Genomic DNA, 14,714 nt, shown 5'->3' on the forward strand with positions numbered 1-14,714 from the left:
TGGGAATAGTAGTTACAATAGCTGTTTTAGTAGGATCTCCAATGTTCGGTGGATTCGATGCATATCGATAATCAAATTACTTTGTATTTTTTTGCCGCCTTTTCTAGAATCTCTATAGCATAGTCAATCTGCTTATTTGAAAGCCATGATGTGATGGAAATTCTTAATCTTGCTCTGTTTTTTTTTACTGTGGGATACCTGATTGGCTGAGCAAATAAACCATTTTTAAAAATAAAATCACCAAATTCCATTGCTGTTTTTTCATTTCCAATTATTATCGGAATGATATGAGTTTTAGATTCTATATTGAATCCTGAACTCTTCAACCCTTTTACAAATCTATTTCGATTTGATTCAAGTCTCTTTCGATATTTTTTTTGATCTAGGTTAATTCTATCTAAGGAGTATTTGATTAACGATGAAGGCAATGCGGATGTATATATGAAGGATTTTGATTTGTTAATACAAAAATCTACCACCTGGTTATTTGATGCAACATAACCGCCAAATGACCCTAATGCTTTACTTAAACTACTTATGTATACATCGATTTTTTTACTGACTTGAAAATGATTTGCTGTACCTTTCCCATCTCTTCCCATTACAAAATCTCCATGAGCATCATCAAGAATGAGTATGGCATCATGTTTCTCTGCAAGTTCGGTAATTTCTTTTAAGTTGGCCAAATCTCCATCCATGCTAAAAATTCCTTCTGTGATGATAAATCGACGTTTGGAATTGGCTTTTAATTTAGTTCTTAGGTCTTCCATGTGGTTATGATTATAAATTGAAATTTTGGCTTCTGTTAGTTTGGATGCCTCAATAATACTAGCGTGATTTAACTCATCAGATAATATCAAATCATTCTTTTCGATAAGACTTGATATGACACCTAGATTTGTCATATATCCTGTTGGAAAGATTAATGATCTTTTTTGTGATTTGTGACTAGCTAATCTCTTTTCTAATTTTTCATAATCCATTGTGTTTCCAGAAACTAATCTTGAACTTGATTGCAGCTGCGAATTCTGTATTTTAGATGGAGGTATTCCCAAGTAATCATTTGAACAAAGATTTAGGAATGTCTTATTTTTGAATACAATTTCGGAACCTTTGATTTTTCCATATCTGAGGCGTCTTGTGAGATTGTCTCGTCTGATCTGTTCAAGACTAGATTCTAAATACTCAAATTTATGCTTCAAGCCCAATTTCTTTTATCATTTCAAAATCTTTCTCAGAAGGATTTCCGTTCATAGTCAAGTACCCTGATGTGATAATTCCATTTGCACCGCTTTGAAGTAGTTCTTTTCCTGAATCTGACAGTTTGGTTTCTCTTCCTCCTGATATTTTGATAATGGAAGTTGGCAACATAAAGCGCACTAGACTAAAAATTCTTACAATCTCGGAAATTGGTAAAGGAGTTTGTAATTCCAGTGGTGTGCCCGGAAATGGGACAAGTATGTTGATGGTTACTTCTTCTGGTTTTAATCGTGACAGTTCAATTGCTAACTCTAATCTCTGTTCACGAGTTTCACCCATTCCAATTATGCCTCCAGTACATAATTCTAGCCCTGCATTACGAGCAATCTCCAGGGTTTCCAATCTGTCATCGTATGTATGAGTAGTACATATTTCAGAAAATTTAGATCTTGCAGTCTCTAAGTTGTGGTTGTATCTTTTTACATTGAGTCCTTTTAATCTACTAGCTTGTTTTTGAGTTAAAAATCCCAGACTACATTCAATTGAAATTCCAACAGTATTGTTAATCTGTTCAATTATGTCACAAACTTTTTCAAAATCATTTTTTGAGGGTTCCCTCCAAGCGGCAACTAAACAATATGATTCTGCTCCTTCATCTTTTGCTTTCTTTGCTTTCGAGACTATTTCTTGTGCAGGTGGTAGTTGATATGTTTCGATTCCTGTATTATAAAATGCAGATTGTGAACAAAAATTGCAATCTTCACTGCATGCGTTTTTTTTAATATTGTTTAGTTGTTCAACATCTACTTTACTACCGTTAAACTCTCTTGTAATCTCATTTGCAGATTTTGCCAAAAATTTAAGGCTATCATCTGATATGTTAATCAACGTTCTAGCTTCATCTGTACTAATTCCAATGCCTGAGAATACATTTTCTTTACAGTAATTGATGAATTCTTGTTCCTGAAGCATGATGTTTTTTAAAAAATTAGATTAATTAAGATTTCCAAAATGTTAACCTGTTAAGACTTGCTGGGTTTACATTGATTTTTTGAATTTTACCTTCTTTATTGTAGATACAGTTCTATCTAGTAATGTTGTTAAATTATTTTCTGAGATTGCAAGTGGAGGTACAATCATGACTATGTTTCCAAGAGTCCTAAGATATATCCCGTTTCTTCTACCTTCATCAAAAAATAACTTATTGATGGAGGTTTTACTGGTTACGGGCGTTTTCTTTTTCTTGTTACTGACAAGCTCAATTCCCATTAGCATTCCTTTATGTCTGACATCTCCAACAAAATCTAAATTTAACAACTCATCATAGTATTTTTGAAAGATCTTTGATGTTTTTTTAATTTTTGATATAAGTTTATACTTTTCATATAGTTCTAAATTTTTATTTGCTACTGAAGCAGCTATTGGATTTCCAGTGTATGTATGTCCATGAAAAAGATGCTTTCTTTCATTGAATTCTCCAAGAAATGCATCATAGATCTTGTTTGAAGTTAATGTGGCTGCCATTGTCAAATATCCCCCTGTCATCATTTTTCCAAATGAAACAATGTCTGGAATGCTTTTTTGGTTTGTATATTCAACCATCGATCCTAGCCTACCAAAACCGGTTGCAATCTCATCTAGTACAAACAAAACTCCATTTTTTTTACATATTTTAGAAATTTTTTCCTGAAATCCAGTTGGGTATATGATGACTCCTCCAGCTACTTGTGCGCCACTTTCCATTATGAATGCCGCAATTTTTTCATCTACTGATAACTTTCTCTCAATTTTCTCTAAACACTCTTCTTCGTATTCTTTTTCTGAATATTTTTTTGGTATTCTGTATGTATTCGGAACATCAAATCTTAATGAAGAAAACAACTGTGACTTGAATTTTGAAAAAAATTCTGGAACGTATCCCACTGACATAGAACCTATTGTATCCCCGTGGTATCCGTTTACTAAGGTAGCAATTTTATTTTTATTCTTTATTTTTTTATTTATCCAATATTGAATTGATATTTTTATTGCTATTTCCATAGCAGATGATCCATTGTCTGAGTAGAAAACTCGATTCATTCCTGGAGATATTTTTACGAGTTTCTTTGCTAGCTTTTCTGATGGCTCATTTGTTAAATTAAACATAGGAGAGTGCTGAATTCTGTTTGTTTGTGTGGTCATCGCGTTGATCAATTCTTTCTTTGAATGTCCCCATACATTACACCACATTGACGAAACTCCGTCTATCATTTTTTTACCTTCATTATCTATTAGGTAAACTCCTTTTCCGCGTACTATTTTTGGAAAATTCTTCCATTCTGACATCTGTGTGTTAGGGTGCCAAACTGAACTGTTTTCTATCATTTGTTAACCTAGAATATTTTTCGGGTTAATAATTCTAAATTTGACCTCATCTATTCGTGTGTGAAATGCTATGTTTCCGTCTAGCTTTTATAGCTAAATTGCTAATTATATGTATAAAATATGAAAAAATTCAAGCATTCTAATTTAGATTTAGAACTTGCAAAATTGCGTTCTGAAAAAGAAAAATTAAAGAAAAAAGTAGACGAGTAATCGTCTCGTATTTTTTTACATAACATATTAAAATTAAATTTATTCTCAATATTTATGAGCAATATTTGGTTAGGCTCAATTTTCATAAAAAATGAAGGTGGCTATGAAATCCTTATTCGATCACTAAAACATTATAAAAAAAGACTAAGAAACATAGCCTCAACCCCTGAACTTCAAGATGCTCCAATGTTTAGGCAAGTTGTTGAACAAGAAGCGATGAAAACATATCCTCACATTGATGTACTTATAAAAAAAATTAATCAAAGCTTGACCAATAACGAGAAGTTACACGATTTAAAACATGATATTCCTTTACTTGAAAAATCCCTCGGCAGTTATTTTTCAGATCTTCAAAAATCAACTAAAAATAAAAATGATTATTATTCAAACTTGATTGTGGATGTAGATTCCTCAGAGGAATTAAATAAAGTAAAAAATGCGCTTGAAAAAATTAAAGAATTTGAATAAACATTAATCAATTACATTTAGTGTATTGCTGTATGAAATCATATTTTTTTACTGGTACTGACACTGATGTTGGCAAAACTGTAATTACTGCTGGTTTTGCTAGGGCATTTTCAAATCGTGGTTTTGATATTGGTGTAATGAAGCCTTTTGCAGCTGGAAAAATACATAACTCAAAATTTCAATCAGAAGATGCTGAATTACTTGCAAAAGCTGCCAAAGTTAGAGATCCTGAGGAATTAATTAATCCGCAGTTTTTTCCTATTCCTGCTTCTCCATACACTGCATCTTTGAATCTGAATGTAAATGTAAATTTGGAATTGATACATAGTAAATTTAAGGAATTAATGAAAATGCATGATTATCTTCTCGTTGAAGGAATGGGAGGAATTATGACCCCGATTCTTCAAAATTATTATGTTGCAGATTTAATTCGTGATTTTAATTTAAGCACGATTATTGTTACTAGGACAAAAATCGGAACAATTAATCATTCTATAATGACAATAGACAAATGCAAAAATTATGGTCTTGACATCAAAGGAATCATAATCAATAATTTTGATTATGATGGATATCCTACTTCTGAACTAAAAAGAGATCTTGAAAGTTTAACTGATGTTTCTGTTTTGGGTATAATTCCAAAGTTTGACACATTAGATATTGAATCTGTTTCAAAATATGTATCTGATAATTTTGATCTTTCTAAATTTTAATTCTTTAAAATTTTCAGTTGATTTGAACTGTGAGTTTCTGTAAATTTTTTAATTTCTTTAATGATATTAAATAACGTATTATCCTCAATACTGAATACCTTACAATTAAGATTCTTCTTTTTGTATAGTAAAAACCAGATATTTTCATTGATAGGTTGTATTCTTTGTAGATCATGTAATCTTTTTTCAAGATTAGATGGGGTCTGATTAGTCGGTATGTCGATTATTAGAGTATGGTTGGTTTCATTCTTTAATTTCTTTAAATTTGGAATAATAATGTCTATTTCAATTCCTTCGTGAATTATCTTTCTCTGACTGGGGAGAAGTAGTGTAGTAAGAAAATAGTGCATCATAACAGTGATTAAGACACTCATTTTTTCATCATCATTTATTTTTAATTCGATGAATTTTGAATTCAATTCATCTACAACTTGTGAAATCACATTTTGACTATTTTTCTGTAATTCATTAACTATCTTTTCTTCTCCAAAGTTTTTTACCCATTCATAAAAATTTTCTTTTATGATGGTGGAATTATCTTTCATCCTGATGAATGATTATTCATTGAATATGTATCTACGTTCTCCAGAGCCAACTGATGAATTGACCTCTGTTAGTACAAATTCTTTCTTAGGTTGTAACATTGAATCTGCAACTCCAAGTTTATTTTCATGAAGAGCTTCGTATTCTTCAATTGTAAGTTTCTTTCTTGGTCCTATTTCAGATTCCAAATTCATATCTTTAACAATCTCTTCAAACTCTTCTTGAATGACTCCAGAAAATACCATTGCACTACTTCCTGAACCGTATGAACCAAATCCTACTCTTTTACCCGATAGAGGAGTTCCTTTCTGATATTCAAATTCTAAACTACTTCTAAAACCAAGATATAGAGATGCAGTATAGAGATTTCCAATCATAGTTGATGCAATTAATGAACTGGCTAATTTTGATTCATAGACTTCTTGGTATTCTTCCGTTTTAGTAAACATCTTGGTAAATTCATGATCTTTTTCCATAAATTCTTGGTCTCCCAAAACCGATTCAATTGTTCCTCTTGGATCTTTTGGAATTGGTTCGGACATGCCGATTTTTTCAATTATCTTTTTCCACCTAGGTAAAGTTCTCCATTCATGTCTAACAAGATATGCTAACGCTTTCTTTCCCATGTTTGCATAAGGTAAATGCATGTTAAGGAAGTCAATATGATCTAAAATTGTTTCATCATCTCTTAATTTTATTATGCCTGTGCTAATGGCCTTTTTCTTGTAAGCTTCTAATGCTTTTCTAACTTGAATTAAGTAAAGCAGATTGGAATACTGTCCGTGTACAATCGGTGTTTCTTTTCCAAAAGGTCTGTAGAAATCATACTCATCCTTGATTGAAGTTGACGTAACTTTAGGATCAAATGCAAGAAGTCTAGGAGTATCATTTAACAACATTGCTACAGAGCCTGCACCTTGTGTCATCTCTCCAGATGAACCTAAATCGTATTTTGCAATGTCAGACACTACCACTAACGCATGTTTTCCTTCTGCTTCGCCCGCTCTTATCCAATTTGTATTATCATATAACGCATAAGATCCGCTAACACAAGCAAATTTTGTTTCAACTCCTCCACAATGCTCAAAGGCTCCTTGACCATAAACCTGTTCTAGCATTCCTATGACGTAGGAATTCATTGCTTTGGATTCATCAAACGATGATTCTGTTGATACGTATAATCTACCAATGTCTTCTGGTGATAGTTTGTTTCTCTGCATAATTCTAAGACATGCATTTGCAGCTAAGCAAGCTGGGTCTTGATTAGTATCTACAATCGCCATCTGTGAAACTCCTAATCCTTTTTGTAATTTGGCTGGGTCCAATCCTCTACCCCGTGCAAAATCTGCTGCATCCACGTACAGCCTAGGTATGTAGATGGCAATGTCATCAATTCCTGCTGCCATAAGCTAGCCTCTTGGTACTTCGAATATAAGGATATTGAGCTAAATGAAGATTACAAAATAGGTAAGTTTTGCCAAATTTTTATATTGAATTTAGTATTTTGATCGCAATTTTCTCTATTTTGCTAACTCTGTATCAAAAATTCTTTGAAAAACGTCATATGGTTGAGCGCCTCCGATTTTTGTTACCTTTGCATCAGGACCTATAACAAAAAATGCTGGTGTGCCTGTCAGTCCTAGTGATTTTGCGTCACTATTGCTAGAGATGATTTTTTGTTGATATTTCGCATCAAGCATACATTCACTCCATTGATCAATATCTAATTCAATCTGTGTGGCAAAATTGAGAAGATTTTCCGAACCTGCCCATCCGTTATTCTCACCATCCCAATTATTGTAAAGAATGTCATGATATTGCCAAAATTTTTCCTGTTCGTTCGCACAGTGCGCACCATGAGCTGCATTAACAGAATCTGGTCCTATAATTGTAAAATCCTTAAAGATTATCTTGACCTTTCCAGTTTCAACATAATTCTTCAGTATATCATCTTCTGTATCATGAAAGAATTTATTACAAAAAAAGCATTGATAGTCACCAAACTCTACCATTAAAACAGGGGCATTAGGATCACCTAGTATGGGGGACCCATTTGCAGTAAAAACCTCCATTGTAATCTCTTCATTAGACTCAGGAATATTCGCAGGGGTTAGCTCTACTTCCTGTGTGCCAATCATATTAAATGCAAAAAATGCAGCAAAAATTGAAACAGCTGCAATCCCAGCACCAATCCCTAGCGAAGGACCATGTAACACAAATTTTTCTGTTTTTGGATACATTTAGGCTTTTGTAATGTAAATAAATGGCTAATCTTTTTCAAAATACGTGAAAAAAATCTTTGTTAATGGATATGGCTCAATAGGAAGTAGAGTCACCTCTTTTATCAAAGATGACCCTGAAGTTGAAGTGATTGGGGTAGGCAAATATTCTCCTGATAAGGATGTGGAACTTGCCATTTCTAGAGGGCTGAAAGTTTTTGTCCCTGAAAAAAAAATAACTGAATTTCAAGACTTGCCAATATCTGGAACAATAGAATCTGCATTAGATGACTGTGATTTAGTCATTGATGCATCTCCAGGTGGTCATGGTTTTAAAAATAAAAAAAATCTATACGAACCAAGAAATCTTTTGGCAATTTACCAAGGAGGTGAGAGTGTATATGGTGACGAAGCTGTATCTGATTTATTATTTAACTCTCGAGCTAACTATGCAAAAGCATTTGGGAAAAAACATGTGATGCAAGGTAGCTGCAATGTAACTGGAATGGGTAGAATCTTACAACCATTAAGAGAAAAATTTGCAGACAAACTTGAAAGATTTGATGTTACTTTGATTAGGCGATGGGCAGACATTGAACAGACAGAAAAACAAGTGATTGATACTATCGAAATGACTGAAAATCCACATCATGGTGATGATGTAAAATCATACATGGGTAAAGATACTCCATTATTCTTACGTGCAATAAAAGTTCCTACTAGACAAATGCATTTACACATACTTGATGTGAGATTCAGGGACAAAGCTCCAAAACCCTCTGAAATCCTTGAAATTTTTAAACATGAATATGGCGTTGCAATTTTATGGACTGCAAAGGGAACTAAGGATGTTAGAGATTATGCAAGTACAATGAACTTTAATTTTCAAGATACTAACATGATTCACATTCATGCAAACATGATGGCCTCGATTGGTGATACAGTACAAATGATGTATTCTGATGATCAAACGGGAATCGTCATTCCAGAAAACCACATGTTAATGCAAGCAATGTTATTTGAAAAACCATATGAAGATGCATTTAGTCATACTGAAAAATTATTTCACATGGACGAAAAGAAACAAAAATTAGAAGAACATTTTTCAAAAAATTAATTTTTACTTTCGTCTTCAGTTGTATTTTTTTTATGAATTTTTTCCATTCTGATTCTTTCAGGAACATTTTTGTCTACTTTTTCTACCACAATTTTTACTCCTGCAATTTCTACTTTGTCTCCTTCTTTTGGAATATCATGTAATTTCTCATGCAACAACCCATTAATCGTTCCATAATCTTCCCCTTTTGGAATCTTTATTTTGAATACCTCATTGATTTTATCAATCTCTAAATTGCTTGTGATAATTAGAGTATCTTCTCCTTCCATGTGAAAATCTTTTCCTGGTAGATGATCTGTCTCATCCTCTATATCTCCTACAATCTCTTCAATTAGGTCCTCTAGTGTTACTAATCCTTCAACACCTCCGTGTTCATCGATTACAATTGCCATGTGTGTTTTTCTTCCTTTCATTTCTTTGAGCAATGCACTAACCATTTTTTCTTGAGATGCAAAAACTGGATCTCTGGAAATCTCTTTTAATTTGATCATCTTATTGTCATGTTCAAATTCTTTTAGAATGTCTCTTACATGAACAAACCCTACAATATCGTCTACGGATTCACCATAAATCGGAAATCTAGAGTGGGGGCTTTGATTGATTTTTGGTAATGCCTCAAAAAGCAACATATCTGCAGGAAGCATCATCATCTTTGTTCTAGGTGTCATTACTGAACGTAACGCTGTATCATCAAACTCTAATGCGCTTCTAACCATTCTGGATTCTTCTCCTTCTAAGGCCTTGTCTCTATGACCTTGATCAATTATTCCCATTATCTCTGCTTCAGTAAGTGCTGGAGGATGATAGTCACTTCCGGTAATCTTGATCATAATTCGTGTAATTCTTTCTAATATCCAAACAACAGGATATGTTACATAGCTAAATGCAATCAAAATCGGACTTGCGCGAAGAGCAACTTTTGATGCATTTGCATTACAATATGTTTTTGGTGTAACTTCTCCGAAAATTATAATTAAAAATGTCATAATTCCAACAGCTATGCCAAGACCTTCATCTCCAAATATCTCAATTGCAACAACCGTTGCTAGTGCAGAAGAACCAACGTTGACTAGATTATTTCCAAGGTTTACAGCTGACATCATCCAACCTGGATTAGATTTTAATTTCTGAAGTGCTTTTGAACCTCTTTTATGTTCTTTAACTAATCGTTCTACAGTTGCCTGACTAGTGCCTACTAGTGCAACTTCTAAACCACTAAAAAACCCTGATAGCCCAATTAATGCAGCAAGTGCGGCTATTTCAGCCCAGACATCTACCATATTATTCCTCCAAAATTATGAATAACTTCAAAGTTAATCATTTGTTTTTGATTTCACCATCTTACGAATAATTATTTCTAATCTTACTGATTTTTAAGGCTTGGCATGTGATCATGCATAAAGTATTGCTTTATTTCTTGGGGGGATTTGCAAATCTATTTTGGGGATTATTGTGATAATCTACAGGCAGCATAGCATCCTTCTGTCTACCTGTTAGAATTCCTACCACGACATCATCTTTTTTGATAATTTCTTCTTTGATTAATTTTTTTACCCCTGCAGGAGATGCTCCTGATGCCATTTCACAGTCAAATCCATTTAATCCTACAACTGACATTCCATCTAGCATCTCAGAATCTGAAACGGTTGTTGCAACTCCATCTGTGAAATCTAGAGCGCGTAATCCCTTTAGTATGTTTGCTGGTCTTCCAATCTGTATTGCAGTCGCTTTTGTTTTAGGTCTGATTCCTTTTTTATCTAAATCATCATAATACTCTTCAATTAATTCCACATTTGGGTTTCCGTTATTCCATCGTAATTCCTCTCCATTGAACTTTCCATTATACAAATCTGATAATGTACTTGCACCTTCTGCGTTAATTACAGCTATTCGCGGAATTTTCTTTATCCATCCCCACTCATATAATTCCATTATTGCTTTACCACAACTTGATGTATTTCCAAGTGCACCTCCTGGATAAACTATCCAATCCGGAGCATCCCACTCTAAATACTCTAAAGCTCTAAACGGAATAGTTTTTTGTCCTTCAATTCTAAATGGATTAATTGAGTTAACTGTGTATCCGTTGGAGTTTTTTGCATCTTCTAATGATTGACTTAATGCATCGTCAAAATTTCCTTCTACTTCAATAATTTGAGCGCCAAATTGATATGCCTGACTAAGTTTACCAGGGGCAATTTGACCTTTGGGTATGTATACATCACAGTCAATGCCTTCATTGGCTGCAAACATTCCGGCAGATGCTGATGTATTGCCTGTTGATGCGCAAACTATTTTTTTTGCATTAACCAACTTTGCGTGAGTTACTGCAGACGCCATGCCGTTATCTTTGAATGAGCCGCTTGGATTGTATCCTTCTGGTTGAAGCCATAAATTTCCAGAATGTAATCCTACAAACTCTGCTGCTTTTGACATGTGATAGGGTTTTGATTGCCTACCTTCTGAGCCATCAAGTGAAACAAGATACTTGGAACATTCTTCAAGATCTTCAGTATCTATTTGACAAAAATTTAATAATTCACGAAATCTCCAAACTCCACTTTCATTAAATATACTTCCTTCAGGATTCCTTCTCTTAAGAAAAGTTTCTTTGAGACTAGCGGGTTGTTTATTTTTGTATTTTACATCTAATAGATGACCTTTCTCACATTCTACTACCACACTGTTAATTGGATACTCTAAACCGCATTTGGGATCAATACACTTCAAGTATGCACTATCTTGCATTGCCAATAGGTTATGCGGTACTGATTTAAAGTTAACATTATTTGATTTGTAATTCTAAACTTATAGTCTGGATAATTTTCAATACTTTTGTGGTTACTAAAGACGAATATGTAAAAGGAATTTTAGAGCAGATCCTTGTTGCCTATAGTACCATTTCTGCTATTAAGGATAAACCCGGAACCTTAGACAATGTAAAAAAAGAATGGCTAAAAATTCATGGATTGCTCCTTGCATTACTGAATAAACTAGAATCCTTTGAAAATAAATCCGATCATTTTTTAGATTTACAATCCAGTTCCGAATATTATATTCAAAACTATGACTTTCAACGAGAAATCGACACCATGAGTCCTCTCTATTCTGACGATGTAGATAGATTAAAAAACATCAGAATAAAAGTTTTGGAATCTTTACATGATAAACATTTTATTGATAAAATTGAGTCTATTATTACCAAGCTTTAGGTGTATGGTGTGACTGATTCTAAAAAAAAATGTATTTTATGTGGATGTAAGGATCATAAATTGTTTGGATGCAACAAACATTTTTCCAAAAAATGTAGTTGCCATAATAATTAATCAGGATTACAAATTTTACAATTTTTTATATCTGTGAATTTTTTTTCTGCCAAAGAAATTGTTGAGAACCAGTGAAATTCCGTATCTTCATTTTCCGAGTTAGAAAATTTTTCTTTGTTAATTTCAATACATTTGGTTTCGTGAATAATTACTGATTCTTTGTTTTTAATTATCATGTAACCATAATTTGATTTTATTATATTTTCAAATTCTTCTATGTTGATAATCTTTACCATCTTATTCTTTCTTAATTTTTGGACCTGATCTCACATGAAAATTTATACAACATTTACACTCTTTTTTCCTACACTCATCTTCAGAAAAATGACCACAAATACCACATTCACAACTTTTTGCCATATTGTTAATTGTAATTTCAAGAATATAACTAATTTGAGTATTCTTTAACTAAATAACTACTCAAAATATGATTACTTTTTAGATTTCACTTTCTTTTTTGGTGCTTTTGCAGCTTTTGCCTGTCCTTGCAGCTCTTGTTCAACTTCAGCTGCTTTGTTATCTACCACTTTGATGATTTCTTGGATCAGACCATCTAGATCACTATCTGATGCTTCTGGTTCTACTGCACCTGCAATCTCGTTAATTGTATTTGATATTTCTGCACTTACTTGTTCAAAGCTTTCAGGATCTTCATACGCAGCTGCGTACAAATCTTTCAAATTATTTACTTGATTAATCACCTGATCTGTAAGGGTAACTCTGAATGATGTCCCGTTAACTATGACTTGTTTTGTAATCAATAACAGCTTTCGAAATCTAGTCCTTAAAACCTTTTTCACTTGGATTATAGTTAATTAGTATTGAAATTTTTTAAAAGCCCGACTAAAATACTATGTAATCCAATGCGGCAGCATCACTAATTAACGATGTATGCCGTGAGGCTACTACATATCCATTTTTTATCTCATTGGTAGGAATCCATCTGTTAGTTGATGTATAATGTCTTTTTTCAGTTAACTCTTTCTCAATTGCTTCAATGTCGCACTCTCCTTCTTCAATTTGTTGAGTTTCCAAATGTTTTATTGTGATCAAAATTTTGTTTACTTTTACTCTATCTCCAAACTTCCATTGAAGTGGTGGATGTTCATCTGAAACTTCGAGAACCTTGACCTTCATTTCTTTTTTCCCCATTAAATCTCGACTGATTAGCATCCGTTCATCTACAAATTCGTCAAAAGAATATTTCTGGCGGGATTTACTTGTCTCTTCATCGTCTGTAGATTGTAAAAGAGATTCGACTACATCATTTCTCAATGGTTTAGCATACATTTCCCTCTCAGAATTATCGTTATCTGCGGTTGGTGATTCTGATTTTTGTGTAGAAATATTATCTGATTCATTTTCTTGCTTTTTCATTAAATCCGCTAATCGCTTTAATTTTTCAAGAGTGTTTGAATCCGAATCACCGGAATTGTTATTCATACTATTGTTTCACTTTTACTATTAAAAAATGATTTGACTAGTACCCAGTATTGGCTCTAGGGGTTTTTATCTCAAATGGCATTTCATAATCTTTGAGATTAATTTTGAAACGTGTTTTTTCCTTCAAGCCATATACTTCCCCCTCATAAGTGCACACACAATCCATAATCTCATCTCCTTTATGCCAAACTTTGAAAAATTCACGTAATTCTCTACTTTCATACTGTCCTACACCGATCCTCTTTTTTGATAAAAATTTGAATGCCAATATCACATTTCTCGTTTTGTACACCTTGAAAGTTTCTGTCCATTTCAAACACCTGGATATCTGATCATAAGGAACTTGTAATGTATTGTTGGTTCCTGATTTTGCCTCGATAGTGAATAGTATTCTTTCTTGATTATTTACAGTCAAAATATCTGGTAGTGCTACACTTGGGGAACCTAATCTGAATGCTTCCCAATTTTCCAATTTGTTGAATCTCTTCACGATAGTATCTTCCCAATGATATCCTCTTTGCCTTCTAGTCCTTGCTATTTTTTTATTATTCTTTGATATTTGTTCTATTGAAACAGCTTGATTTGATGTTATGGGTATGGTTTTTGTTTTCATCTTTTGAATTCCACTAGGATCTGAATATAGAACTCTTGGTAATTACATAATAACTCAATGAAATCTAACGAATTTGCGAAAGTAGAATTCAATTAAATTTTATCTTAGGAATAGTATTTTTTGAAATTCATTAAGATTTATTTTTATAGTAAAGTTTTATGACATTTTCTACAACAACATCTGTATTGAGATCTATCTCTGTACTGACCAATAACAAATGATCATTTCCTAAATAAAAAGAAAATCTCTTAATTGTGTCATATTCATCTAATGTGTATTTTGTTTTTCCTACCCATTTTGAGATATTCTTTCTTGAATTCCAATTGAGAATTAATAGATTGACAAGTTCTTTTTCAGACCTTTCACTTAGTAGACTTTTTACTCCTTCACGCATACCGCCACCAACTTTTTGAGCCCATTGATCAAAAACTGCAGCGAATCTAATTTTATTATCGATTTTTAAAATATCTGAGCAAAATTTTTCGTAATTCATATTCT

At 33.0% G+C, this 14,714-nt stretch carries 17 protein-coding genes; 4 read left to right on the top strand and 13 right to left on the bottom strand.

Annotation, left to right across the window (positions count from 1 at the left end; all coding sequences use genetic code 11):
• Positions 1-71 precede the first annotated feature (71 nt).
• From DWQ18_04305 to bioA, 3 genes are all read right to left on the bottom strand, one after another.
• Positions 72-1,202: a pyridoxal phosphate-dependent aminotransferase family protein gene (locus DWQ18_04305; protein ID RDJ34129.1), complete on the bottom strand. Its 1,131-nt coding sequence runs from the start codon at positions 1,200-1,202 to the stop codon at positions 72-74.
• Positions 1,192-2,172, bottom strand: coding sequence for a biotin synthase BioB (gene bioB, locus DWQ18_04310; protein ID RDJ34130.1), 981 nt, complete (start codon positions 2,170-2,172; stop codon positions 1,192-1,194). The genes DWQ18_04305 and bioB overlap by 11 nt, the downstream gene beginning before the upstream one ends.
• Before the next feature lie 66 nt (positions 2,173-2,238).
• Complete coding sequence (bioA, locus tag DWQ18_04315; protein ID RDJ34131.1) at positions 2,239-3,564, bottom strand: adenosylmethionine--8-amino-7-oxononanoate transaminase; 1,326 nt, start codon at positions 3,562-3,564, stop codon at positions 2,239-2,241.
• Positions 3,565-3,828: 264 nt separating this feature from the next.
• Here bioA and DWQ18_04320 point away from each other — a divergent pair, with 264 nt between their 5' ends.
• Positions 3,829-4,242 (top strand): hypothetical protein, encoded by a 414-nt coding sequence (locus tag DWQ18_04320; GenBank protein ID RDJ34132.1) that lies wholly within the window; start codon positions 3,829-3,831, stop codon positions 4,240-4,242.
• Between the two features lie 32 nt (positions 4,243-4,274).
• A complete protein-coding gene (gene bioD / locus DWQ18_04325) occupies positions 4,275-4,955 on the top strand; it encodes a dethiobiotin synthase (GenBank protein ID RDJ34133.1) in 681 nt (226 codons plus the stop codon).
• Here the strand turns inward: bioD and DWQ18_04330 are convergent.
• The 3 genes from DWQ18_04330 to DWQ18_04340 form a co-directional block, all read right to left on the bottom strand.
• Positions 4,952-5,500, bottom strand: a complete 549-nt coding sequence (locus DWQ18_04330) for a hypothetical protein (GenBank protein ID RDJ34134.1) — start codon at positions 5,498-5,500, stop codon at positions 4,952-4,954. The two genes, bioD and DWQ18_04330, sit on opposite strands and share 4 nt — an antisense overlap.
• Positions 5,501-5,512: 12 nt before the next feature.
• A complete protein-coding gene (locus DWQ18_04335; protein RDJ34135.1) occupies positions 5,513-6,904 on the bottom strand; it encodes a 3-hydroxy-3-methylglutaryl-CoA synthase in 1,392 nt (463 codons plus the stop codon).
• A 114-nt stretch (positions 6,905-7,018) separates the two neighbouring features.
• Positions 7,019-7,714, bottom strand: a complete 696-nt coding sequence (locus DWQ18_04340) for a protein-disulfide isomerase (GenBank protein RDJ34354.1) — start codon at positions 7,712-7,714, stop codon at positions 7,019-7,021.
• A gap of 70 nt (positions 7,715-7,784) precedes the next feature.
• Here DWQ18_04340 and DWQ18_04345 point away from each other — a divergent pair, with 70 nt between their 5' ends.
• Positions 7,785-8,834: a type II glyceraldehyde-3-phosphate dehydrogenase gene (locus DWQ18_04345; GenBank protein ID RDJ34136.1), complete on the top strand. Its 1,050-nt coding sequence runs from the start codon at positions 7,785-7,787 to the stop codon at positions 8,832-8,834.
• Here DWQ18_04345 and DWQ18_04350 read toward each other — a convergent pair.
• Both DWQ18_04350 and thrC read right to left on the bottom strand, forming a co-directional pair.
• Positions 8,831-10,114, bottom strand: a complete 1,284-nt coding sequence (locus tag DWQ18_04350) for an HlyC/CorC family transporter (protein ID RDJ34137.1) — start codon at positions 10,112-10,114, stop codon at positions 8,831-8,833. The two genes, DWQ18_04345 and DWQ18_04350, sit on opposite strands and share 4 nt — an antisense overlap.
• 130 nt (positions 10,115-10,244) lie before the next feature.
• Positions 10,245-11,582, bottom strand: a complete 1,338-nt coding sequence (thrC, locus tag DWQ18_04355; GenBank protein RDJ34355.1) for a threonine synthase — start codon at positions 11,580-11,582, stop codon at positions 10,245-10,247.
• An 89-nt stretch (positions 11,583-11,671) separates the two neighbouring features.
• Between thrC and DWQ18_04360 the strand changes: the two genes are divergently transcribed.
• Positions 11,672-12,046 carry a hypothetical protein gene (locus DWQ18_04360; GenBank protein RDJ34138.1) on the top strand — a complete coding sequence of 125 codons (375 nt, stop codon included), beginning with the start codon at positions 11,672-11,674 and terminating at the stop codon, positions 12,044-12,046.
• Between the two features lie 110 nt (positions 12,047-12,156).
• On the opposite strand, the gene DWQ18_04365 is transcribed toward DWQ18_04360, so the two are convergent.
• The 5 genes from DWQ18_04365 to DWQ18_04385 form a co-directional block, all read right to left on the bottom strand.
• Positions 12,157-12,396: a hypothetical protein gene (locus DWQ18_04365; GenBank protein ID RDJ34139.1), complete on the bottom strand. Its 240-nt coding sequence runs from the start codon at positions 12,394-12,396 to the stop codon at positions 12,157-12,159.
• Between the two features lie 195 nt (positions 12,397-12,591).
• Positions 12,592-12,921, bottom strand: a complete 330-nt coding sequence (locus DWQ18_04370) for a hypothetical protein (protein RDJ34140.1) — start codon at positions 12,919-12,921, stop codon at positions 12,592-12,594.
• Between the two features lie 82 nt (positions 12,922-13,003).
• Positions 13,004-13,450 carry a hypothetical protein gene (locus DWQ18_04375; protein ID RDJ34356.1) on the bottom strand — a complete coding sequence of 149 codons (447 nt, stop codon included), beginning with the start codon at positions 13,448-13,450 and terminating at the stop codon, positions 13,004-13,006.
• Between the two features lie 190 nt (positions 13,451-13,640).
• Entirely contained in the window at positions 13,641-14,216 is a 576-nt protein-coding gene (locus DWQ18_04380; protein RDJ34141.1) for a resolvase, read from the bottom strand.
• 130 nt (positions 14,217-14,346) lie between these two features.
• A complete protein-coding gene (locus tag DWQ18_04385; protein RDJ34142.1) occupies positions 14,347-14,709 on the bottom strand; it encodes a hypothetical protein in 363 nt (120 codons plus the stop codon).
• Between the last annotated feature and the right edge of the window lie 5 nt (positions 14,710-14,714).

Source organism: Thermoproteota archaeon, assembly GCA_003352285.1.
Taxonomy (GTDB): Archaea; Thermoproteota; Nitrososphaeria; order Nitrososphaerales; family Nitrosopumilaceae; genus PXYB01.

Bases quoted from the DNA above. Each gene is read 5' to 3' on its own strand.
- DWQ18_04365 (RDJ34139.1), bottom strand. From the start codon at position 12,396: ATGGTAAAGATTATCAACATAGAAGAATTTGAAAATATAATAAAATCA.
- bioB (RDJ34130.1), bottom strand. From the start codon at position 2,172: ATGCTTCAGGAACAAGAATTCATCAATTACTGTAAAGAAAATGTATTC.
- thrC (RDJ34355.1), bottom strand. From the start codon at position 11,582: ATGCAAGATAGTGCATACTTGAAGTGTATTGATCCCAAATGCGGTTTA.
- DWQ18_04375 (RDJ34356.1), bottom strand. From the start codon at position 13,450: ATGTATGCTAAACCATTGAGAAATGATGTAGTCGAATCTCTTTTACAA.
- DWQ18_04380 (RDJ34141.1), bottom strand. From the start codon at position 14,216: ATGAAAACAAAAACCATACCCATAACATCAAATCAAGCTGTTTCAATA.
- DWQ18_04335 (RDJ34135.1), bottom strand. From the start codon at position 6,904: ATGGCAGCAGGAATTGATGACATTGCCATCTACATACCTAGGCTGTAC.
- bioA (RDJ34131.1), bottom strand. From the start codon at position 3,564: ATGATAGAAAACAGTTCAGTTTGGCACCCTAACACACAGATGTCAGAA.
- bioD (RDJ34133.1), top strand. From the start codon at position 4,275: ATGAAATCATATTTTTTTACTGGTACTGACACTGATGTTGGCAAAACT.
- DWQ18_04385 (RDJ34142.1), bottom strand. From the start codon at position 14,709: ATGAATTACGAAAAATTTTGCTCAGATATTTTAAAAATCGATAATAAA.
- DWQ18_04320 (RDJ34132.1), top strand. From the start codon at position 3,829: ATGAGCAATATTTGGTTAGGCTCAATTTTCATAAAAAATGAAGGTGGC.
- DWQ18_04350 (RDJ34137.1), bottom strand. From the start codon at position 10,114: ATGGTAGATGTCTGGGCTGAAATAGCCGCACTTGCTGCATTAATTGGG.
- DWQ18_04330 (RDJ34134.1), bottom strand. From the start codon at position 5,500: ATGAAAGATAATTCCACCATCATAAAAGAAAATTTTTATGAATGGGTA.